At 73.3% G+C, this 21,794-nt stretch carries 19 protein-coding genes and 1 pseudogene; 14 read left to right on the forward strand and 6 right to left on the reverse strand.

Annotation, left to right across the window (positions count from 1 at the left end; genetic code table 11):
* Nucleotides 1-35 precede the first annotated feature (35 nt).
* The 9 genes from BS72_RS21555 (at nt 36) to BS72_RS21590 (ending at nt 7,942) form a co-directional block, all read left to right on the forward strand.
* Entirely contained in the window at nt 36-1,610 is a 1,575-nt protein-coding gene (locus BS72_RS21555) for an AAA family ATPase (protein ID WP_037912743.1), read from the forward strand.
* Complete coding sequence (locus BS72_RS21560; RefSeq protein ID WP_078901530.1) at nt 1,607-2,014, forward strand: TadE/TadG family type IV pilus assembly protein; 408 nt, start codon at nt 1,607-1,609, stop codon at nt 2,012-2,014. The genes BS72_RS21555 and BS72_RS21560 overlap by 4 nt, the downstream gene beginning before the upstream one ends.
* Nucleotides 2,011-3,348, forward strand: a complete 1,338-nt coding sequence (locus tag BS72_RS21565) for a CpaF family protein (RefSeq protein ID WP_037912744.1) — start codon at nt 2,011-2,013, stop codon at nt 3,346-3,348. The genes BS72_RS21560 and BS72_RS21565 overlap by 4 nt, the downstream gene beginning before the upstream one ends.
* Nucleotides 3,349-3,451: 103 nt before the next feature.
* Complete coding sequence (locus BS72_RS21570; RefSeq protein WP_078901531.1) at nt 3,452-4,447, forward strand: type II secretion system F family protein; 996 nt, start codon at nt 3,452-3,454, stop codon at nt 4,445-4,447.
* 136 nt (nt 4,448-4,583) lie between these two features.
* On the forward strand, nt 4,584-5,483 hold the full coding sequence (locus BS72_RS21575) for a DUF5936 domain-containing protein (protein ID WP_232792493.1): 900 nt from the start codon (nt 4,584-4,586) through the stop codon (nt 5,481-5,483).
* A 179-nt stretch (nt 5,484-5,662) separates the two neighbouring features.
* Nucleotides 5,663-5,914 (forward strand): hypothetical protein, encoded by a 252-nt coding sequence (locus tag BS72_RS32600; RefSeq protein WP_232792494.1) that lies wholly within the window; start codon nt 5,663-5,665, stop codon nt 5,912-5,914.
* Nucleotides 5,915-5,922: 8 nt separating this feature from the next.
* Complete coding sequence (locus BS72_RS21580; RefSeq protein WP_265736829.1) at nt 5,923-6,501, forward strand: pilus assembly protein TadG-related protein; 579 nt, start codon at nt 5,923-5,925, stop codon at nt 6,499-6,501.
* A 91-nt stretch (nt 6,502-6,592) separates the two neighbouring features.
* Complete coding sequence (locus BS72_RS21585; protein ID WP_037917072.1) at nt 6,593-7,204, forward strand: hypothetical protein; 612 nt, start codon at nt 6,593-6,595, stop codon at nt 7,202-7,204.
* A 123-nt stretch (nt 7,205-7,327) separates the two neighbouring features.
* Nucleotides 7,328-7,942, forward strand: a complete 615-nt coding sequence (locus tag BS72_RS21590; protein WP_037912745.1) for an OmpA family protein — start codon at nt 7,328-7,330, stop codon at nt 7,940-7,942.
* Nucleotides 7,943-8,107: 165 nt separating this feature from the next.
* On the opposite strand, the gene BS72_RS21595 is transcribed toward BS72_RS21590, so the two are convergent.
* Nucleotides 8,108-8,500, reverse strand: coding sequence for a DUF192 domain-containing protein (locus BS72_RS21595; RefSeq protein WP_037912748.1), 393 nt, complete (start codon nt 8,498-8,500; stop codon nt 8,108-8,110).
* 43 nt (nt 8,501-8,543) lie between these two features.
* Between BS72_RS21595 and BS72_RS21600 the strand changes: the two genes are divergently transcribed.
* Nucleotides 8,544-9,263, forward strand: coding sequence for a prepilin peptidase (locus BS72_RS21600; RefSeq protein WP_037912751.1), 720 nt, complete (start codon nt 8,544-8,546; stop codon nt 9,261-9,263).
* A 218-nt stretch (nt 9,264-9,481) separates the two neighbouring features.
* Here BS72_RS21600 and mgrA read toward each other — a convergent pair whose 3' ends face one another.
* Entirely contained in the window at nt 9,482-10,525 is a 1,044-nt protein-coding gene (gene mgrA / locus BS72_RS21605) for an L-glyceraldehyde 3-phosphate reductase (RefSeq protein ID WP_037912755.1), read from the reverse strand.
* Nucleotides 10,526-10,658: 133 nt separating this feature from the next.
* On the opposite strand from mgrA, the gene BS72_RS21610 reads away from it, so the two are divergent.
* The 4 genes and pseudogenes from BS72_RS21610 to BS72_RS34500 form a co-directional block, all read left to right on the forward strand.
* Nucleotides 10,659-11,420 (forward strand): isoprenyl transferase, encoded by a 762-nt coding sequence (locus BS72_RS21610; RefSeq protein WP_037912758.1) that lies wholly within the window; start codon nt 10,659-10,661, stop codon nt 11,418-11,420.
* Between the two features lie 315 nt (nt 11,421-11,735).
* A complete protein-coding gene (locus BS72_RS21615; protein ID WP_037912760.1) occupies nt 11,736-13,055 on the forward strand; it encodes a PhoH family protein in 1,320 nt (439 codons plus the stop codon).
* Nucleotides 13,056-13,802: 747 nt separating this feature from the next.
* Nucleotides 13,803-14,483, forward strand: a complete 681-nt coding sequence (locus BS72_RS36675) for an aggregation-promoting factor C-terminal-like domain-containing protein (RefSeq protein WP_037912762.1) — start codon at nt 13,803-13,805, stop codon at nt 14,481-14,483.
* Between the two features lie 421 nt (nt 14,484-14,904).
* Nucleotides 14,905-15,843, forward strand: a pseudogene (locus tag BS72_RS34500) (AI-2E family transporter); the annotation flags it as partial.
* Between the two features lie 360 nt (nt 15,844-16,203).
* Here the strand turns inward: BS72_RS34500 and BS72_RS21635 are convergent.
* The 4 genes from BS72_RS21635 to BS72_RS21650 all read right to left on the reverse strand — a co-directional run bounded on the left by BS72_RS21635 (nt 16,204) and on the right by BS72_RS21650 (nt 21,534).
* Nucleotides 16,204-18,639 (reverse strand): FtsX-like permease family protein, encoded by a 2,436-nt coding sequence (locus tag BS72_RS21635; RefSeq protein ID WP_078901532.1) that lies wholly within the window; start codon nt 18,637-18,639, stop codon nt 16,204-16,206.
* On the reverse strand, nt 18,636-19,322 hold the full coding sequence (locus tag BS72_RS21640) for an ABC transporter ATP-binding protein (protein WP_037912769.1): 687 nt from the start codon (nt 19,320-19,322) through the stop codon (nt 18,636-18,638). The genes BS72_RS21635 and BS72_RS21640 overlap by 4 nt, the downstream gene beginning before the upstream one ends.
* On the reverse strand, nt 19,319-19,843 hold the full coding sequence (locus tag BS72_RS21645) for a PadR family transcriptional regulator (RefSeq protein ID WP_037912771.1): 525 nt from the start codon (nt 19,841-19,843) through the stop codon (nt 19,319-19,321). Before BS72_RS21645 ends, BS72_RS21640 begins: the two co-directional genes overlap by 4 nt.
* A 233-nt stretch (nt 19,844-20,076) precedes the next feature.
* Nucleotides 20,077-21,534, reverse strand: a complete 1,458-nt coding sequence (locus tag BS72_RS21650) for a catalase (RefSeq protein ID WP_037912773.1) — start codon at nt 21,532-21,534, stop codon at nt 20,077-20,079.
* Nucleotides 21,535-21,794 lie beyond the last annotated feature (260 nt).

Genomic DNA, 21,794 nt, shown 5'->3' on the forward strand with positions numbered 1-21,794 from the left:
ACGGCGACGGCGGCCGACCCGACGGGAGGGGCGAGATGACCGTACGCGTCATGGCCGGCACCGGGGACCCGGACGCCGCGCGCGCCCTCGTCGGCCTGCTCGGACAGCTCCCCGGCGCCGAACCCGGCCCCGTACTGCGGGACTCCGCCGCGCTGCTCGACGCGCTCGTCCAGGCCGCCGAACCCGGCCTGGACGAACTGCCCGAGGTGGTCGTCGTCCACGAGACGATCGGGCCGATGCCCCCGCTGGACCTGGTCCGCGAGGTCGCGCTGCGCTACCCCGCGGTCGGCGTCGTCCTGCTCACCGCCGACCCCGGCCCCGCCATGCTCGCCGCCGCGATGAACGCCGGAGCCCGCGGCGTCATCGGACTCCCGCTCAACTACGACGAGTTGGGCGCCCGCGTGGAGGCCGCCGCCTCCTGGGCCGCGGGGGTGCGCCGCCACCTCAGCCCCGGCCGGGCCGCGCTGCCCGCCGTGGCCGGCGGCACCGTGGTGGCCGTGGCCGGAGCCAAGGGCGGCGTCGGCACCACCGTCACCGCCATCCACCTCGCGCTGGCCGCGCACGCCGCCGGACGCTCCACCGCCCTGGTCGACCTCGACCTCCAGGGCGGCGACGTCGCCTCCTACCTCGACGTGCAGTTCCGCCGCTCGATCGCCGACCTCGCCGACATCGCCGACGTCTCCTCCCGGGTCCTCAACGACGCCATGTACGTCCACGAGTCGGGGCCCGCCCTGCTGCTCGCCCCGGCCGAGGGCGAACGCGCCGAGGACGTCGGCGACCGCACCGCCCGGCTGGTGCTGGCCGCCCTGCGGCAGCGGTACGAGGTGGTCGTCGTCGACTGCGGCACCCTCGTCACCGGCGCCAACGCCGTCGCGGTGGAGACCGCCGACACCGCCGTCCTGGTCACCACGCCCGACGTGGTCGCCGTACGCGCCGCCAAGCGGATGGTGCGGATGTGGGACCGGCTGCAGATCCGCAAGCCGCAGGACACCACCACCCTCGTCAACCGCCACACCCGGGGCAGCGAGATCCAGCCCTCACTGATCGCCCGGATCGCCGGCACCAGGATCGCCACCGCCGCCGTCCCGGCCGCCTACCGCGAACTCCAGCCGGTGATCGACGCCGGCCGGCTGCACGACCTCGACGCCCGCTCCACCGTCCGCGCCGGCATCCAGGCGCTGGCCGTCGAACTCGGCCTGGCGGCGGGCCCGCTGCCCGCCCAGCGCGGCGGCGGCCGACGCCTGCGCCGCGCCGACCGGGACCGGGGCCAGATGGTGCTGGAGACGCTGGGCATGACCCCGCTCATCCTCATCACCCTCGTCCTCGTGTGGCAGGCCGTGCTCGCCGGCTACACCTTCACCCTCGCCGGCGACGCCGCCGACCGGGCCGCCCGCGCCGCCGCCGTCGGCTCCGACACGGACGCGGCGGCCCGCCACGACCTGCCCGGCGCCTGGGCCGACGGCCTCAGCGGTCCGGACGTCGCGAGGAGCGGCGGGCAGGTCGCCGTCACCCTCGGCCTCAGGGTGCCCGTCCTCTTCCCGGGCGCTGTCGACTTCCCCGTCACCGTGCACGGCCATGCCAGCACCGTGGACGAGAAGGACACGCCGTGAGCGGGCGGCCTGCGCGGAGGCGCCGCCGGGGGCAGGCCGGGCAGTCCGGGCAGGCGTCCCTGGAGTACCTGGGCATGCTGCCGTTCCTGCTGCTCATCGCGCTGGCCGGCATCCAGCTCGGCATCGCCGCCTACTGCGGCTCGCAGGCCGGCACCGCCGCCCGCACCGCCGCGCGCACCGCCGCCCTGCCCGACCCGGACGGCGGGACCGGCAACGGCAGCGCCGCGGGGGAGGCCGCCGTCAGCGGCTGGGTCAACCCCACCATCACGTACCCCGTCGACTCCGCCGACACCGTCACCGCGCGCGCCCGCGTCAGCGTCCCGTCCGTACTGCCCGGCATCCGCCTCTTCGGGCCCGTGCACCGCGACGCCACCATGCCGAAGGAGAAGGAGGTGACACCGTGAGCCTGCGCGCCCGCCTCGCCGTGGACGAGACCGCCGCCCCGCAGACGCAGGAAGGCCACCTGGTCGCCGTCTACCGGGCCAAGCTGCTCCAGGAGATCGACCTCGCCGAGATGTCGGCGCTCGCCGCCGCCGAGCGCCGGGCCCGGCTGGAACGCGTCCTCGGCCACATCATCAGCCGCGAGGGCCCGGTGCTGTCCACCGCCGAACGCGCCGCGCTGATCCGCCGGGTGGTCGACGAGGCACTGGGCCTGGGCGTCCTCGAACCGCTCCTCGAAGACCCCACCGTCACCGAGATCATGGTCAACGGACCGGACCGGATCTACGTCGAACGCGGCGGCCGCGTCGAGCAGGTACCCGCCCGCTTCTCCTCCACCGAGCAGCTGCTCCAGACCATCGAGCGGATCGTCTCCACCGTCAACCGCCGGGTCGACGAGTCCAACCCGATGGTCGACGCCCGGCTGCCCTCCGGCGAGCGGGTCAACGTCGTCATCCCGCCGCTCGCGCTCACCGGCCCCACCCTCACCATCCGCCGCTTCCCGCGCGCCTACACCCTTCAGGAGCTGATCGAACTCGGCACCCTGGACGAGCACATGCTCATGCTGCTCTCCTCGTTCGTGCGCGCCCGCTGCAACATCATCGTCAGCGGCGGCACCGGCTCCGGCAAGACGACGCTGCTCAACGCGCTGTCCGGGCTGATCCCCGACGGCGAGCGGATCATCACCGTCGAGGACGCCGCCGAACTCCAGCTCCAGCAGGAGCACGTGATCCGGCTGGAGTCCCGGCCGCCCAACGTCGAGGGCGAGGGCCGGGTCACCATCCGCGACCTGGTCCGCAACTCGCTGCGCATGCGGCCGGACCGGATCATCGTCGGCGAGGTCCGCGGCGGCGAGACCCTGGACATGCTCCAGGCCATGTCGACCGGCCACGACGGTTCGTTGGCCACCGTGCACGCCAACTCCGCGGAGGACGCGGTGCTGCGGCTCCAGACCCTGGCGTCCATGAGCGAGGTCAAGATCCCCTTCGAGGCGCTGCGCGACCAGATCAACTCCGCGGTGGACGTCGTCGTCCAGTTGCAGCGGCACGTCGACGGCACCCGCCGGATCTCCGAGATCGCCGTGCTCGCCTCCCGCGGCCGCACCACCTTCCGGCTCACCTCCGCCACCCGGTTCCGCGCCGAACCCCTCGGCGTGGACCGGATCGTGCGCGGCTGGTACGAACACCACCCGGTGCCGCGCGAGATCGGCGAGCGCCTCTACCTCGCGGGCGAGCACATCCCGGCGGCGTTCGGCGTCGGGGCGAGCGAACTCGAACTCGACAGCCGGGAGGCGCTGTGAGCAGGACTCCGGCAGCCCGCGACCGGGCGGGATGCCCCGAGACCGGACGCCCCGAGACCGGACGCCCCGAGACCGGACGCCCCGAGACCGGACGGGAGGACCGATGAGCCGCAACGCCACCGACATTGCCGCCGCGCTCGCCGAGGGCGGCGGGCGCTTCGCCACCGGCCCCTACGCCCTCGCCGTGGTCGGGGTCGCCGCCGTCGCCCTGGGCCTGGGCGTGTGGGGCCTGCACGCCTACCGCGGCGGGCGCGCCGACCGGGCCGCCCTCGTCGAACGGCTGGCCGGCGGCTTCGGCGAGGAGTCCGGGCGGCAGCCCGCGTTCGCCGCGCTCGACCGCCGGGTGCGCCGCTACGCCTGGGGCCGCCGGCTGGGCTCGCGGCTCGCCGCCACCGGCAGCGCCCTGACGCCCGGCCAGTTCACCGCGGCCTTCACCGGAGTGGTGGCCGGGACGTGGATCGTCGCCGCCGTGGTGCTGGCACCGTTCTTCGGCCCGGTCGCGGCGGTGCTGTCCGCCTGGGCCGGCTACTCCTACCTGTCCTGGCGGCGCCGGGTGCGCACCGAACGCTTCATCGCCCAACTCCCGGAACTGGCACGGGTGCTGGCCAACGCCACGCAAGCCGGGCTGGCGTTGCGCACCGCCGTCTCGATGGCGGCCGAGGAGCTGGAGGCGCCGGCCGGCGAGGAGCTGCGGAAGGTCTCGGACGCGATGGCGCTCGGCCACTCCGTCGACGACGCCCTCGCCGAACTCCAGCAGCGGCTGCCCAGCCGGGAGTTGATCGTCCTGGTGTCCACCCTGGTGCTCTCCAGCCGGGCCGGCGGCGGCGTCGTGGAGTCGCTGCGCAACCTCACCGTCACCCTGGAGGAGCGCAAGGAGACCCGCCGCGAGATCCGCACCCAGATGTCCCAGGTCACCGTCACCGCCTACGCGGTCCCCGTCATCGGCGTGGGCTCGCTGCTGCTGCTCGACCGGATCATGCCCGGATCGCTCGGCGCGCTCACCGGCTCCGGCCTCGGCCGCGTCCTGGTGCTGGTCTCGCTGGGCATGTACGTGCTGGGGTTCGTGCTCATCCGCCGTATGGCCCGGATCGACGTGTGAACGGGATGGATCGGGTGGACGGGCTGAACAGGGCGGACGGGGCGCACAGGGTGGACCGTGTGGACGGCGTGAACGGGGCGAGGAGGACGGGCGTTTCCGAGACCGCGGGAAGGGCGTCCCGGGGGAGGTGGCGGCGGTGACCGCGGCGGGGCTGGGACTGGCGGTGCTGCTGGCGGTCGCCGTGGCCGGCGTGGTCCACGCGGTCGGGCTGCTGCGGGCGCCCGCCGAGCTCCCGGAGGACCTCCGGCTGGCCCTGGAGGTCGGCCGCACCCGCACCACCCGCGCGGGCAACGCGATCGACCGGCTCGGCATCCGCTACGTACCCACCGTGCTGCGGATGATGGGCCCCGCCCGGGTCGCCCGCATGCGCACCCGGATCGAGCACGCCGGCCACCCCTACGGCCTCACCGTCGAACGGTACGCCGCCCGTCGGGCCGTCTACGGGGCGCTCGGCGGCCTCGCCGCCCTGGCGCTGCTGGCCCGCGGCAACTGGCTGCTCGCGCTGCTGCTGCTCGCCTACGGCTGGTGGTGGGCCGACCTGGGCCTGTGGCTCGCCGTCCGGCGCCGCCGCGAGGACATCGAGCGCACCCTGCCGGACTTCCTCGACGTGCTCGCGGTCGTCGTCAGCGCGGGGCTCGGCTTCCGCCAGGCACTGGAGCGGGTCAACGCCGTCTACCAGGGCCCCTGGGCGGACGAGATCCGCGTCGCGCTGCGCCAGATGGACCTCGGCGTGAGCCGCCGCGACGCCTTCGACCAGCTGCGCCGCCGCAACAACAGCGACCAGGTGGGGCAGTTCGTCACCGCCCTCCAGCAGGGCGAGGAGCTGGGCGCCCCGATCGCGCGCACGCTGCTCCAGATCGCCACGGACATGCGCCGCACCGAGGCGCAGAACGCCCGCCGCCGAGCGGCCCGTACGGTGCCGCGCGCCACCGGCGTGATCACCTTCCTGCTCGTCCCGGCGACCATGATCCTGCTGATCACCGGCACGATCATCGGCTCCCAGATCCACTTCGGCGAACTCTTCGGGGGAAAGTGAGCCGATGTTTTGTGTGAACGGGTTACGACAGAGCGTGAGTCGGCGTCATGCTTGCGGGCGGGGCTCGACTTCGCCCATGACGTCCAACGAGAGGCGGTGCGCCGTGGACTCGCTTCCCACCCGGCCACCCGCGGCCGCCGCACAGACCATCCAGGCGAACAGAATTGGGGCGAACACGGATGAACACGTGGGTACGTCGCCGCAGCACGGCGACAGCGATCTGGCTGAGAACCCGAACGGACCAGCTGGCGGGGCGGATCGCCGCCCGCGCCGAGGCGGGCTCCGACCGGGGGCAGACGTCCTTCGAGTACCTGGGGATCGCGGTGGTGATCGCGGTCATCATCGGCGTGCTGGCGACCACCGGCATCGGCACCGCGATCCAGGGCGCGATCCTTACTGCTATCGGGAACATCGCCGGCGGAGCTGGCTGACCGCGCGGCTGCGACGCGACGACGGCCAGACGGTCGGGTTGTACGTGGTGGCGATGGCCGCGCTGTTCTTTCTGGCCTTCGCCTACTTCGCAGTCGGCCAGGCGTCCGTGTTGCGTAACTCCACCCAGTCCGCGGCAGACGCCGCCGCGCTGGCGGCGGCCCGTGAGGGACGCGACCAGATGCGGCAGGACTTCCTGGCCGCGCTGTCGGCCGGAGATACCAGTGCGCTCGGTGACCTGCTGGCCAGGGACGGCGACGACGCGGTCGCGGCCTGCGGCAAGGCCGCCGACTACTCGGCGGACAACGGGGCGAGCGTGCAGACGTGCACACAGGTGAGTGGCCCCCCGGGCTACTTCGTCGAAGTCCGGTCGACCGATACGGTCGGCCGGACGGAAGTGAAGGGAACGGAGAGCGTGCATGCCACGGCGCGGGCAACCGCCGTCCTGGAGCCGCGGTGCACGGTCGACGGTACGCGGGGCGACGCGGTCCGCTTCGCCTGCGAGGACGGGGAGGTGACGGTTGATCCGGCGGCCGACGGCTTCCGGCTCGACCTGTCGGTGTTCTACAGGGTCCGGCTGAGCACGTGATGGTCCGGGTATGCCGGACCGTGGGCCGGGACGCGCCATGCGACGCCGGTGCGTCCCGGCGGACGGGACGACACGCGAGGAAGGGGGAGTGATGAGGACTCGTTACACGGCCCTGGGGCCGATGGCGTTGGCCGTGGGAGTGGTGCTGGTTCTCGCCGGATGTGGCGGGGGCTCCGGGGGATCGGGGGACTCTGACGCGAAGGCGCCCACCACAACGGCCGCGACGCATCCGGCGAACGGCACGGCGAAGGGTGGCGGGGATTCGGCGGCCGAGGCCTCGGCGACCCCGTCATCCACGCCCACCACGGTGCTGGCCCAGTTGAAGGGCGAGGACGGGGTGCTGGTGTCCATCACCTCGGCAGTCCGTGACTCCGGTGGCTTCGTCACCGTCCAGGGCGAGATCGTCAACGACGGAAGCGGCGTCTTCAACGCGACGACCTGGCGGGGAGAGGAGCTCGCGCTCGTGTCGTCAGGCCCCTCCGTCGCGGGGGCGGTACTCGTCGACGAGGCGGCCAAGAAGCGGTATTACGTGCTCCGGGATACCGAGGGGAAGTGCCTCTGCACGATGGGCCTGATCGAGATCCGGCCCAAGGAGACGCGGCCGTTCTTCGCGCAGTTCCCCGCCCCGCCGGCAGGCACGACGTCGGTGGAGTTCGAGCTGCCGACGATGCCGCCCGCCAAGATCCCGCTCTCGGAGGGGTGAGCCCGCCGTGACGCCGACCAGCGAGTCCGTTCCGCGCGGCCCCCGGCCTGCGGGCCCCCAGTCGCCGAACCCCGCGTCGCCGGGGGCCAGGGTGCTGCGGGCCGCCGCCGTCGGGGCGCCGCGCTGTGCCTGGTGCTGGCCGCGGGGACGGCCGTCGCGGGGCCGGCCCGGGCCGACGACAACCCGCCGCCCAGCGCCGGCCTGCCCACGGCCACCGCGCCCACCCCCGTGGACGTCCACTCGCCCGACCTGAAGCTGCCCGAGGGCGCCACGCTGGCGCCGCCCAAGGTGCTGGACATCGTCTCCGTCACCGACCAGAGCACGGTGTCGGCGAGCCAGCCCCAGGAGCGGCAGGAGACCTCCAACACGACGGTCACGTACGCACTCCAGGCCGAGGTGGTGTTCGGCAAGAACAGTTCGACGCTGTCGCCGAGCGCCGCCTCCAGGATCCGGGCCATCGCCGACGACATCAACGCGAAGCACGTCACGTCACCCATTCGGGTCTTCGGATTCACCGACGACCTCGGCAGCAGCTCACACGGCGACGTGCTGTCCAAGCAGCGGGCCGACGCGGTCTACAACGTGCTGGCCGCGCAGCTCAGCAGCCTCGGTGACGCCGACCACACCTTCCAGGTGCGCGGATACGGAGAGCAGTACCCGATCGCGGACAACTCCACCGAATCGGGACGTAGGGAGAACCGCCGGGTGGAGATCACCTTCACCCCGCCGGCCGCGTGAGGCGCGTTGTACCGACGCGGACGAGGTACGGTGTAAGTCCCCCCCTCGGGCCGGTTCGCTCTCCCCCCCTGCGAACCGGCCCGTTCTCGTCTCCGCTGATCTGTTTCCGCTGAGGGTTCCGCCTCCGCCCGGCCGTTCCCCGTGAAGGCCGCCCGTTCCCGTCGCTCAGCGCGGGCCCGTGCCCTCCGCCGGTGCCCCGTCCACGGGTGCGACCTCCAGCACCGCCCCCCGTACGACGCCCCAGCGGGCGAACGCGCCGGCCTCCGCCTCCAGGACGTGCCGCGAGCGGGGTCGGGGCAGGCCGAGCCGGCCCGGCCGCATCGTCCGTACCGCCAGCACCCGCAGCCGCCGGTCCAGGTAGGCGACGTCGATGGCGAACCGCATCCGTACCGTGTGCACGCTGCCCGCCGGGGTGAGGAGCAGCGCGCCCTCGATCCCGTCGCGGCCGAGCAGCCCCCTGGTACGGGCGCGGTACGACGCGGCGATCCGCAGCGGCACCCGGGCGCCGGGCGCGTGCAGTACCGCGTCGCCGTCCCGCCAACTCCGGCCCGTGCCCATGGCCCCTCCCAGCGCTCCCGGCCGCCCGTGTACGGTCGGCCCGGTGCATGTCTATCTGATAGTGGGCGCCGCCGTCTGGGGAACGGTCTGCGGGCTGCTACTGCCGCGCCCCGCCTACCGGTTGACGGTGCCGGCCGAACAGCCCTGGGCCGACGGCTGCCCGGCCGGCCACCCGCTCGCCGGCTGGCTCGGGCCCGCCCGCTGCCGCCGGTGCGTGCCCGGTGAGGCCCGCTACGGCGGCGGTTACGGCCTGGCGCTCGCCGCCGCCGCGGCGAGCGGGCTGCTCGCCTGGCGGGTGGGCGGCCACCCCGAACTCGCCGTGTGGCTGCTGCTGGTGCCGGCCGCCGTGCTGCTGGCGCGGGTGGACCTGGCGGTCTTCCGGCTGCCGGATGTGGTGACGCTGCCCGCGCTGGGCCTGACCGCCGTCCTGCTCGGCGCCGCCGCGCTGCTTCCCCGGCACGACGGGGAGTGGACGCGGGCGCTGATCGCGGCCGCCGTTCTCGGGCTGCTCTACGGGGTGTTGTTCTTCGTCAACCCGGCCGGGATGGGCTTCGGCGACGTCAAACTCGCCCCCACCCTCGGCCTGGTGCTGGGCTGGTACGGGTGGGGCGCGGTCATCACCGGCACGTTCGCCGGGTTCCTGCTGGGCGCCGCCTACGGGCTGGTGCTCGTCGCCGCCCGCCGGGCCGGCCGCAAGACGGCGCTGCCGTTCGGGCCGTTCATGCTGGTCGGCGCGCTGCTCGCGGTGCTGGTCGCGGCCTGACGCCCGCTCGGGCCTCAGGCCCGGCTGAGACTCGCGCCCCGGCCCCGGCCCCGACTCGGGCTCCGAGCGCGGCCCCCCGGAGCCCCCGGAGCCCCCAGAGCCCCCGGAGCCATGGAGCCGCGCCGGAGCGCCGACGCGGCCCGCGGACGTCCGGTCGCTCCCGCGACCGGACGTCCGCTCACGGGCCCGTCCGGGCCCGTCCGGGCCCTCGCGGTTCCCTACGCGTCGCTGCTGACCGACCAGAGGTTGACGCCCTCCGGCTCGACCGCGTGCCGGTCGATCTCGGCCAGCTCCTCCGCGGTGAGCGCGGGCGCGCCCACGGCGGCGACGTTCGCCTCCAGCTGCGCCACCGAGGACGCGCCGATGAGCGCCGAGGTCACCCGCTCGTCGCGCAGCACCCACGAGAGGGCGAGCTGGGCCAGCGACTGGCCGCGGCCGGCGGCCACCTCGTTGAGGGCGCGCAGCCGGGCCAGCGTCTCGTCGTTGACCAGCGCCGGGTCGAGGGACTTGCCCTGGGCCGCGCGGGAGCCCTCCGGGATACCGCCGAGGTAGCGGTCGGTGAGCAGGCCCTGGGCGAGCGGCACGAAGCCGATGCAGCCCATGCCCTCCTCCGCCAGCACGTCCAGCAGGCCCTCGTCCTCGATCCAGCGGTTGATCATCGAGTACGACGGCTGGTGGATCAGCGCCGGCACCCCGAGGTCGCGCAGGATGCGCGCGGCCTCGCGGGTGCGGTCCGGGCCGTAGGAGGAGATGCCGACGTACAGCGCCTTGCCCTGGTGGACCGCCGAGGCCAGCGCGCCCATGGTCTCCTCAAGGGGAGTGTCCGGGTCGAAGCGGTGCGAGTAGAAGATGTCGACGTAGTCCAGGCCCATCCGGGACAGGGACTGGTCGAGCGAGGCGAGCAGGTACTTGCGCGAGCCCCACTCGCCGTACGGGCCGGGCCACATGTCGTAGCCGGCCTTGGTGGAGATCACCAGCTCGTCGCGGTAGGGCCGGAAGTCCTGGGCGAAGAGCGTGCCGAAGTTGGCCTCGGCGGCGCCGTAGGGCGGGCCGTAGTTGTTGGCCAGGTCGAAGTGGGTGACGCCGAGGTCGAAGGCGCGGCGCAGGATCGCGCGCTGCGAGTCGAGCGTGCGGTCGTCGCCGAAGTTGTGCCACAGGCCGAGTGAGATCGCGGGCAGCTTCAGCCCGCTGCGGCCGGTGCGGCGGTACTCCATGGTGTCGTAGCGCTCGTCGGCGGCGCGGTACAGGGTGCGGTTGTTCACGATCCCTGCTTATCAGAGAGGTTCAATCCGGTACCACCCCGAGGTTCCGGGGCCTCGGCCCGGTTCGTGTGTGCGGACGTTCCCGCAGTAGGGTGGCCGCCCCGGCGACCGAGCGCAGGAGGGCGGGTACGCGATGAATCTCCGCGATCTGGTGTACAGGCTGTACTCCCGCCGGGTCGAGCACAAGCTGGACGTCGCCCAGGGCCCCAAGCACGTCGGCGTGATCCTCGACGGCAACCGGCGCTGGGCGCGGGCCGCAGGCGGCAGCCTGGAGCAGGGCCACCGGGCCGGGGCGGACAAGATCGCCGAGATGCTCGGCTGGTGCGAGGAGACCGGCGTCGAGGTGGTCACCCTGTGGCTGCTGTCCACCGACAACCTCGACCGTCCCGCCGAGGAGCTCGTCCCGCTGCTGGGCATCATCGAGGACGCGGTCAGCGGACTGGCCGCCGCCGGCCGCTGGCGGGTGCACCACGTGGGCACCATGGACCTGCTGCCCGCCCGGACCCAGGCGGTGCTGAAGGAGGCCGAGCAGGCCACCGACGGGCAGCACGGCCTGCTGGTCAACGTCGCGGTCGGCTACGGCGGCCGCCAGGAGATCGCCGACGCGGTCCGCTCGCTGCTCCAGGAGCACGCCGGACGGGGCACCTCCATCGAGGACCTGGCCGAGATCCTGGACGTCGAGCACATCTCCGAGCACCTCTACACCCGCGGCCAGCCCGACCCCGACCTGGTGATCCGCACCTCCGGCGAGCAGCGGTTGTCCGGATTCATGCTGTGGCAGAGCGCGCACTCCGAGTACTACTTCTGCGAGGTCCTGTGGCCGGACTTCCGCAAGGTCGACTTCCTGCGTGCGCTGCGTGACTACGCGGCCCGCCACCGCCGCTACGGAGCCTGAAGCCCCGCGGCTCCCGCCGAGCCACCCGCCGGCCCGGGGCGCACGCGCCCGACGCGGTGCCGCTGAGCAGGCACGCCGGCGCTCCCGCCGGCCCTTTCCCGCACACCGCACGCCCCGGGCGCGCGCCGTCGCGCCGGGCGCGTGACCGGGTGCCGGCCGCCCCGCGCGGACGTGGACGGTGCGTGACGGGGAGGCGGCGGTTTCGGACCGCCGCATGCGCATGGCGAATAAAGGGCATACCACTGGCAGACCGGCAGCCGGGCCACCGGTTGCCCGACCGCCCGGCTCACCTCTCCCGAGGGGGTTCGTCCACACGTGGTGACCAGCAAGATTCGCCGTGATCACGACCGGCGCACGTACGTACTCGACACCAGCGTGCTGCTCGCCGACCCCAACGCCTTCACCCGCTTCGACGAGCACGAGGTCGTGCTGCCGGTCGTCGTGGTGTCGGAGTTGGAGGCCAAGCGCAACCACCCGGAGCTCGGCTACTTCGCCCGGCAGGCCCTGCGCACGCTCGACGAGTTCCGTGTCCGGTACGGCCGGCTGGACGCGCCGATCCCGATCGGCGACATAGGCGGCACGATCCGCGTCGAGCTCAACCACTCCGACCCCGGCGTCCTGCCCGCGGGCTTCCGGCTGGGGGACAACGACTCGCGCATCCTCGCCGTCGCCCGCAACCTCCAGGCCGAGGGGTACGACGTCACGGTCGTCTCCAAGGACCTGCCGCTGCGGGTGAAGGCGTCCTCGGTCGGGCTGCTGGCCGAGGAGTACCGCGCCGAACTCGCCATCACCTCCGGCTGGACCGGCATGGCCGAGCTGCACATCGCCGCCGAGACGGTCGACGCGCTGTTCGCCGAGGAGCTGGTGGAACTTCCCGAGGCGGCCGATCTGCCCGTCCACACCGGCCTGGTGCTCCAGTCCGAGCGCGGCAAGGCGCTGGGCCGGGTCACCGCCGACGGCCGGGTGCGGCTGGTGCGCGGCGACCGGGAGGCCTTCGGCATCCACGGCCGCAGCGCGGAGCAGCGGATCGCCCTCGACCTCCTGCTGGACCAGGAGGTCGGCATCGTGTCGATGGGCGGCCGGGCCGGCACAGGCAAGTCCGCGCTGGCGCTGTGCGCGGGCCTCGAAGCGGTGCTGGAGCGCCGCCAGCACCGCAAGGTGATGGTCTTCCGGCCGCTGTACGCGGTCGGCGGGCAGGAGCTGGGCTATCTGCCGGGCACCGAGGCGGAGAAGATGAGCCCCTGGGCCCAGGCCGTCTTCGACACCCTGTCGGCGGTGTCGTCCAAGGAGGTCATCGAGGAGGTGGTGGCCCGCGGGATGCTGGAGGTGCTGCCGCTCACCCACATCCGCGGCCGCTCCCTGCACGACGCCTTCGTGATCGTCGACGAGGCGCAGTCGCTGGAGCGGAACGTGCTGCTGACGGTCCTCTCCCGGATCGGTGCCGGCTCCCGGGTGGTGCTCACCCATGACGTGGCGCAGCGCGACAACCTGCGGGTGGGGCGGTACGACGGAGTGGTCGCGGTGGTGGAGAAGCTGAAGGGCCATCCGCTCTTCGCGCACGTCACCCTGAACCGCTCCGAGCGCTCCCCGATCGCCGCGCTCGTCACCGAGATGCTGGAGGACGGCGGCGTGTGACGGCGGCCGGGCCGGGCGGTGGCCGTCAGGCCACCGCCCGGCGGCTTCGACGGCCGTCCCAGGCCCTGTCTGTCACATCCTGTCCGGTGGGCGGTGTCCGGCACGCACGCTTGCCGCGTTGCCGGTCGTCGGCGCAGCCCGCCGCGCTCTCTCCCCGTGGGCCTGGCGGCCCGGGAGGTACCCCACCCTCCGCCGTGCCATCGCAGGCACCAGGCACCGCCACCCCGCCCATACGGGCGGACGACATTGTTTGTCGGACAGGACCAGGCGGCGGGCGTTCGCCGTCCGGATGGCGGACATCTGCCCCTCGGTCACGAGGTGACCCAATCTGTCCGAAAATCGCATGAGTTGAAACTGCTGCGCCCGCCGAAACGGGCGCAGCAGCTTAGCGTTCGGGGTCCGTCGGCACAGGGATTTACCTCCCTTTGCGGCGTGTGAACTTTGCCACTCAACCGGAAATTGCCGCGCGGTGTCTCCGTACGGCAGGGTGTACGGCTGTCAGGCCCCGCTCACGGCCAACCGTTTTCCCCTCGGGGGAGACGGCAGCAGAACCAGCACCAACCGGACAAGTCCACAGTGAAGCCGTGAGCCGCCCGAGCACCACGCGGACCCTGCAGGGGAATTCGCACCGGGTCAGTACTCCGTGACCGACCGGTCCGTAAACTCGGATCGGAATCAAGGGGGCAGCGCCAGGGGCACGATGTCGTCCGCGAGGTCACCCAGCGGGCGGTTACGGAAGGAAACCGTGTGAGCCGGATCTCGGTCCGGGGACTCGCGGTGGCTTCGGCCACTGCCGTCACCACCGTGGGCGCCGTTGTCGGCGTCGCGTCGGGAGCAGACCAGGGCACGAGCAACGAGCCCGTGGAAGCAGCCGGCACGACGACGCTCCTGGCGGACATCCCCGCCGGACAGCAGGTTCAGCAGGCTTCGCTGACCGAGCAGGTGCAGGCCCAGTCCGACGCCGCTGACGCCACCGCGCGGCAGTCCGCCGAGCAGGCTGCCCGCATGCAGGCCGCCAAGGACGCCGCCGCGAAGAAGAAGGCCGACGACAAGGCGGCCGCGATCGCCAAGGCGAAGAAGCTGGAGGCCGCCTCCAAGGGCGACCCCAACGCCAGCTTCTCGGTCCAGGCGACCTACACCACCGCGCAGGTCCAGGCGATGGCCCAGCAGATCGTCGGCTCCGGCCAGTACGCCTGCTTCTCCAACATCGTCTCGCACGAGAGCGGCTGGAACTACACCGCGGTCAACGCCGGCTCCGGTGCCTACGGCCTCGTCCAGGCACTGCCGGGATCCAAGATGTCCTCGGCCGGTGCCGACTGGCAGACCAACCCGGCCACGCAGATCAAGTGGGGCCTCAACTACATGAACGTGCGCTACGGCAGTCCCTGCGACGCCTGGGCGTTCTGGCAGGTCAACCACTACTACTAGGCCCTGTCCGACAGAGGACCTAGGCCGCCCGTGACCCACCCGGCCCGGTAGCCCCGGATGCCTCCTCCCACGCCGCCCGCCCTCCTCCGCGAGGGCCGGGCGGCGCGGGCGTGTGGCACGGAGCAACCTCCGGTCCGGGTAACGTCGTCCCCAGCAGTGCACAGACGGCGGAACGGGTCAGGGGAGAGCCATGCCGGACAAGCGCCACTGGAACTCCGCGCTCGCCGCGGGGCTGGCGAACCTCGCCGGGCGCCTCGACGCCCGGCACGCCGCCGTCTCGGCCCGTGACACGCCGGTCCGGGCGGAGGCGCCCGCGCCGGTGCCCGTACAGACCGCCGGCACCGAGCCCGCCGGGAGCACCCAGGCGCCGCGGGCGCCCCGCCCCGCCGCGGGCAGTCCGGTGTCGGTCGTGCCGTGGAGCATGCGGGTGGCCGCGGAGATCGGCTGGCGGCTGCTCGTCCTGGCCGGCACCGTCTGGGTGCTGACGCGGATCATCGGCGCGATCCGGCTGGTCGTGCTGGCCTTCGTCGCCGCCCTGCTGATCACCGCCCTGCTCCAGCCCTTCGTGGCCCGGCTCAAGCGCGCCGGGGTGCCGCGCGGACTGGCCACGGCCGCCGTCTTCGTCGGCGGCTTCGTCGTCATGGGGCTGGTCGGCTGGTTCGTCGTCTGGCAGGTGATGGACAACGCCAACAACCTGTCCGACAGCCTCCAGGACGGCATCACCCAGGGCAAGCACTGGCTGCTGCACAGCCCCTTCCACGTCACCGAGCACCAGATCAACCAGGTCGCCAACAACCTCAGCAACGCGCTGAGCCACAACACCAAGCAGCTCACCGACGTCGGTCTGCAGGGTGTCACCGTCGTGGTCGAGTTCTTCACCGGCGCGCTGCTGGCGATGTTCAGCACCCTCTTCCTGCTCTACGACGGCGCCAACATCTGGAACTGGGTGCTGCGGCTCTTCCCGGTACAGGCCCGTGAGGCGCTGGCCGGTGCCGGGCCGCGGGCGTGGCGCACCCTCACCCTCTACGTGCGCGGCACGGTCATCGTGGCGATGATCGACGCGATCTTCATCGGCATCGGCCTCTTCTTCCTCCAGGTGCCGATGGCGGTGCCGCTGGCCGTGGTGATCTTCCTGTGCTCCTTCGTGCCGCTGGTCGGCGCGGTCGCCTCCGGCGCCGTCGCCGTGGTCGTCGCACTCGTCACGCAGGGGCCGTTCACCGCGCTGATGGTGCTCGCCGTGGTGCTGGTGGTCCAGCAGATCGAGGGCCACGTGCTCCAGCCGTTCATCCTGGGCCGGGCGGTGCGGGTGCACCCGCTGGCCGTGGTGCTCTCGGTGGCGGCCGGGGCACTGGTGGCCGGCATCGGCGGCGCGATCAGCGCGGTGCCGCTGGTGGCCGTGAGCAACACCGCTGTCGGGTACCTGCGGCAGCGCGCCCGCGCGCAGGCCGCGGCCGAGGTCGGGACGGCCCCGCCGTCCCGGGCGGGGCGCCGGCCCCCGGCGCGGAGCCGGCCGCGCCCACCGCGGCCGCCGAGCCGGCCGCGCCCTCCGCCGCCGCGCCCTCCGAGGCCGCTCCGGCCGACGGCGACGCCGCCCGCGAGTCCGCCCCCGAGGACGAGTCGGCCTCGGCCACCTGACCCGGTCGGCCCCCACGGCACCCAAGCCGAAGGGGGTGCCCCCGCCGGCGCGGTGACACCCCCTGGGCGGAGCGGACGGGGCCGCCTACTCCGTGCGCAGTCCGTCGGCCCGCATCAGCCGCCACAGCACCGGCAGGCTCAGCAGCGTCACCGCCAGGACGACCGCGCCGCCGACCCCCGCCATCTCGGCCACGACGGCCCAGTGCACGGTGAGCGGCCGTCCGGCCGTCCGCAGCAGCGCCAAGCCGATCCCGACGCCTCCGACGCTCGCCAGGGCCAGTCCCAGCACCACCGGAACGGCCGTCTGCCACAGCACCGACCAGGCCAACACGGACCGCTTGGTGCCGAACGCGACCAGCACCGCCAGCAGCCTGCGCCGCTCGCGCAGCTGCTCCAGTACCGACACCAGCAGGCTCGCCCCGATCAGAGCCATGGTGAGCGCCGCCCCGGCGAACAGCCCGTGCCGCAGCTGGGTGAACTCGGGGTTCTCCGTGCTGCTGGTGAGGGTGAGCGTCTCCGTGCCGACGCCGGTGCGGGCCGCGGTGTTGCGGACGTACTCGATCGCGTCCGTGCGGTGCGGGTCGATGTTCACCATGACCTGTGTCGCCGTGTCGGTCAGCCACGCGGTGTCGACCGCCTCCGGCGTGGCCAGCACGCCCCATTCGTGGTCCCCGACGGGGCTGACACGTCCCGGTACCGTCGGCGTGCCGACCGGGATCGTCCACAGTCGCGGTGAGCCGGTGTACGCGGAGCCCTCGGGCACGTTGAGGTCGAGCCTGGCGCCCGCCTTGAGGTAGGGGGCCGTCTCCGCCGGGTCGCCCATGGTGCCGTCCTGGCGCACCAGGAAGACGCTGCCTGATCGGCAGGAGGTGATCCCGGCCAGCTCACGCAGGGTCGGGCAGTCCCCGACCTCGAAGGGGACGGAGACCAGGTTCTCGGTGTCGTGGCGGTAGCTCGCGGCGTCCGGCTGAGTGGCCTGCCCCCTGACGTAGCCGTGCACGCCGGTGACGCCCGGGGTGGCCGACAGCATCGCCGTGTCGCGGCGCAGCGACTCGACGCCGCTGCCGGGGGTGAGGACGAGGACCTGAGCCCGGTCCGGGTCGGCCCCCGTGGGGTCGCTGAACTCCCAGCTGACGCCCTGGAAGAGCATCTGCAGCGCGATGGCGCCCGCCACCGCGACCGTCACGCCGCTGACGGTCCGCGCCGACAGCCCCGAGGCCAGCTGGAGCCTGCGGACCGCGAGCTGCCACGCCACCGGGCCGCCGTGCAGCCGCCCGACCAGCACCTCGACCAGCCACGGCAGCACCGCCGTCACGCCGAGGAGCAGCAGCACCGTGCCGGCGGCCACCTGGTACTGGTTGATGCTCCCGGAGCCCTTGGCCTTGCCGAACAGCGGCACCAGCAGGGCCAGCCCGAGAGCGGGGGTGAGCAGCCGCCACCACAGCCGGCGTCGCCGCGTGGGGGCGCCGCGGACCACTCCCAGCGGTTCGATCGCGGTCGCGCGCAGGCTCGCCATCGTCACCGCGATCGCGGCGGCCGGCACCGCCAGCGCGACCAGCACGGTCAGCCCGGTCCCCGGTCGCAGGTCCGACGGGAAGGCGGAGACCTCCCGCAGGGAGACGTGCGCTGCGAGTTGCCGTCCGACGAGGAAGAACGCCGCGCCCAGCAGCAGCCCGAGCAGCGCGCCCGCCAGCGCCTCACCGGCCGCGGTCCGGAGGACCGTCAGCCGGTCGGCGCCCAGCAGCCGCAGTGCGGCCAGCCGCCGGTCGCGCCGCTCGCCGCCCAGCCGCGCCGACGTGGTGACGAAGACCCCCACCGGCATCAGCAGCGCCACCAGGACGATCACCAGCAGCAGGTCGAAGGTCGGCCCCGTCACCCGGCCGGTGTACCGCCGTGCGCCGAACCGGGATATCCGGTCCGCGTTCCCGTTCCGGTAGTGCGCGTCGCGGGGCGTGAGCTGGTCGCTGCCGGCGTAGTAGTACAGCTCGGACGGGCCGATCAGGCCGGCCTGGCCGATGGTGCCCACGTCCTTGTAGGGCAGGCGCTGCCGGAGCAGCGGGGTGCCGGCGAGCAGGCGGCGCAGGGCCGGTGAGACCACCATCTCGCCCGTCCCGGGGAAGCGGTCCACCCCGGGAGGCAGCGGAGTGTCCGGCCCCTCGGGGTGGGTCAGGACGCCGGTGACGTCCCGGCCGTGGTACGTCGTGTCGGCGCCGGCGACCAGCAGCGTGTCCCGGCCCGGGTGGGCGATGTACTGCCCCGTCAGGGTGGAGCGGGCGGCGGACTTGTCGTCGCGGAGCCGCACCATGCCCGGCACGGCGGTGGCGAGCAGCAGCATGGCGACGCCCAGGCCCACCCCGACGGCCGTCAGCAGGGTCCGGGTCCAGCCCTCGCGGCCGCCCGACAGCGCGAAGCGCCCGCCCGTCGCGAGGTCCCGCGCCCAGCCGCGCAGCCCGTTCGGGGGGCGCTGGACTCCGGGGCCCGCCGGGCCCGTCCGGGGGAGGGTGCCCTGTCCGGCGGTCATGACACCCGCTCCGTGTCGCGCGACTTCCCGTCCCGCACGACGACCTCCCGGTCCGAGTACGCCGCCACCCGTGCCTCGTGGGTGACGAGGACGACGGCGGCACCGGAGTCCCGCGCGGCGTCGGTCAGCAGCCGCATCACCCGCTCGCCGTTGAGCGAGTCCAGCGCCCCCGTGGGCTCGTCGGCGAAGACCACCCGGGGCCCGCCGACCAGTGCCCGGGCCACCGCGACCCGCTGCCCCTGGCCGCCGGATATCTCGCCGGGCCGCTGGGAGCCGAGGTCGGCGACCTCCAGCCGCTCCAGCCAGCGGGCGGCCTCCGCCTCCGCCGCGCGGCGCCGGGCGCCGCCCAGCCGCAGCGGCATCGCCACGTTCTCCAGGCAGCTCAGCTCCGGTACCAGCCGGCCGAACTGGAAGACGAAGCCGAAGTCGGTGCGGCGCAGCGCGCTGCGCTCGCCGTCGGACATCGCGGTCAGGTTCCGGCCGGCGTACCGGACCTCGCCCTCGTCGGCCTGGACGATCCCGGCCAGGCAGTGCAGCAGCGTCGACTTCCCCGACCCGGACGGCCCCATCACCGCGACCACCTCGCCGGCCCGCACGGTGAGGTCCGCGCCGTCCAGGGCCGGGGTGCGGCCGTAGCTCTTGCGCAGGCCGGTGGCGGTCAGCAGCGGCTCGGCGGCGGTCATCGGACCACCACCCGGGCGAGCTGCTCCAGCCGGGCCGCGGTCAGTTCCAGCCAGCGCAGGTCGGCCTCCAGGTGGAAGAGCGCGTGGTCGCAGATCAGCTGGTCGGCGAGGTCGCCGTCGCGCTTGCGGCGGGTCAGCTCGCGCATCAGCCGCAGGTGTTCGGAGCGCTGGGTGTCCAGCAGGTCGGCGGCGGAGCGCCCGGACATCAGCGACAGGACGACCTTGGTGTAGAGCGTCGTCTGGAGGTACGGCTCGGGCTTCTCCGGACGGCTGAGCCAGTCCTGGACGTCGGTGACCCCGGCGTCGGTGATGGCGTACCGCTTGCGCTCGGGCCCCTCGCCGGGCTCGATCCCCTCGACCTCGACCAGGCCGTTCCGCAGCAGCCTGGCCATCGTCGAGTAGACCTGCCCGTAGGCGAGCGGGCGGTCGTGCCCGAAGCGTTCGTCGAAGGTGCGCTTGAGGTCGTAGCCATGGCGCGGCCCGGACTCCAGAAGACCCAGCAGGGTGTGGCCGATTGACATGCCGAGCAGAGTACACGACGCGTATACATAGTGTGTATACACGCCGTGAGCGATCCTCCGTCCTCACCCGTACAGCGCCCGGACCGGTGCCCGTACAGCGCCCGGACACCTCGCGCCCGGGTGCCGGAGGACGTGTGCAGCCCCGGGCCACGGGTGTTCGGCACGTGGCCCGGGGCTGCGCCTCGGGATGCTCCGGCGAGGTGGGCTCAGGGCTTCCTGACCACCGCGTGGGCTCAGGACTTCCTGACCGCCGCCTTGATCCGCGCGCCGATCTTGTCGTCCACGCTGCTCCAGTACGCGAACGCCCGCTCCAGCACCGGAGCGCTCACCCCGTCCGACAGGTGGCCCGCGACGTTCGAGACCAGCCGGTCGCGCGCCGCGTCGTCCAGGACCTCGCGGACCATCGTGCCCGGCTGACCGAAGTCGTCGTCCTCGCGGTGCAGGGAGTACGCCTCGCGCACCATGTCCCCGGCCGCCTGCCAGCCCGCGATGTCGCCGTACGCCTCCGGGGAGGCCGCGGGGCCGCCGTACGAGTTCGGCGCGTACGGCGCGCCGGTGCGGGCCGGCTCGTAGCGCATCGGGCCGTCCTTGGCGTACGAGTGCACCGGCACGTGCGGGCGGTTCGGCGGCAGCTGCGCGTAGTTCGGGCCGATCCGGTAGCGGTGCGTGTCGGGGTACGAGAAGAGCCGGCCGAGCAGCATCTTGTCCGGCGACGGTGCCACTCCGGGCACCATGTTCGAGGGCTCGAACGCCGCCTGCTCGATGTGGACGAAGAAGTCCTCGGGGTTCGTGTCCAGCGTCATCCGGCCGACCTCGACGAGCGGGTAGTCGCCGTGCGGCCACACCTTCGTCAGGTCGAACGGGTTGAACCGGTAGTCCGGCGCGTCGTCGAACGGCATCACCTGCACGTACAGCGTCCACGACGGGTGCTCGCCGCGGTCGATCGCCTGCCACAGGTCCTGCCGGTGGAAGTCGGCGTTCTCCCCGGCCAGCGCGTCGGCGTCGGCCTGGGTGAGGAAGTCGATGCCCTGGTCGGTCTTGAAGTGGTACTTGACCCAGAACTTCTCCCCTCCGCCGTTGATCCACATGAACGTGTGCGAGCCGTAGCCGTTCATGTTGCGGTAGGTCTTCGGGATGCCCCGGTCGCCCATCAGCCAGGTGACCTGGTGCGCGGACTCCGGGGACAGCGTCCAGAAGTCCCACTGCATGTCGTTGTCGCGCAGGCCGTTGTCCGGGCGGCGCTTCTGGCTGCGGATGAAGTCCTGGAACTTGATCGTGTCCCGGACGAAGAACACCGGGGTGTTGTTGCCGACCAGGTCGTAGTTGCCGTGCTCGGTGTAGAACTTCAGCGCGAAGCCGCGCGGGTCGCGCCAGGTGTCGGGGCTGCCCTGCTCGCCGGCCACGGTCGAGAAGCGGGCCAGCATCCGGGTGCCGCGGCCGGGCTGGAAGAGGTCGGCCTTGGTGAACTGGCTGACGTCGTTCGTCACCTCGAACCGCCCGTACGCCCCGCTGCCCTTGGCGTGCACCACCCGCTCGGGGACCCGTTCCCGGTTGAACTGGGCCATCTTCTCGATCAGGTAGTGGTCCTGGAGGAGGATCGGGCCGTCCCGGCCCACGGTCAGCGAGTGCTCGTCGCTCTCCACCGGGATGCCGGCGTTGTTGGTGGTGGGCTGGACCTTCGGAGTGCTCATGAGGGTGTGTCCTCCCGTCCGGTGCGGTCCGGGACGACCGCGAGCCGGACCATGGGTCGGATCGCTTTCGCGGGGGCTGCTACCCACCCTCGCACCGAACCATCACCCGGGCACGTCGTCACGTCGTACCCTCGCCCGCCCGCCTCCGGGTGCCCGGGCCCCTGGCCCGCCGCCCCGTGGCGCCGCCGGGAGGTCCCTCGCACCCTCCCGGCCCACCCCCGGGGAGTCCGCCGTGCGCCTCCCGGCCCGCGCGGCGGCGG

The organism is Actinacidiphila yeochonensis CN732, assembly GCF_000745345.1.
Taxonomy (GTDB): Bacteria; Actinomycetota; Actinomycetes; order Streptomycetales; family Streptomycetaceae; genus Actinacidiphila; species Actinacidiphila yeochonensis.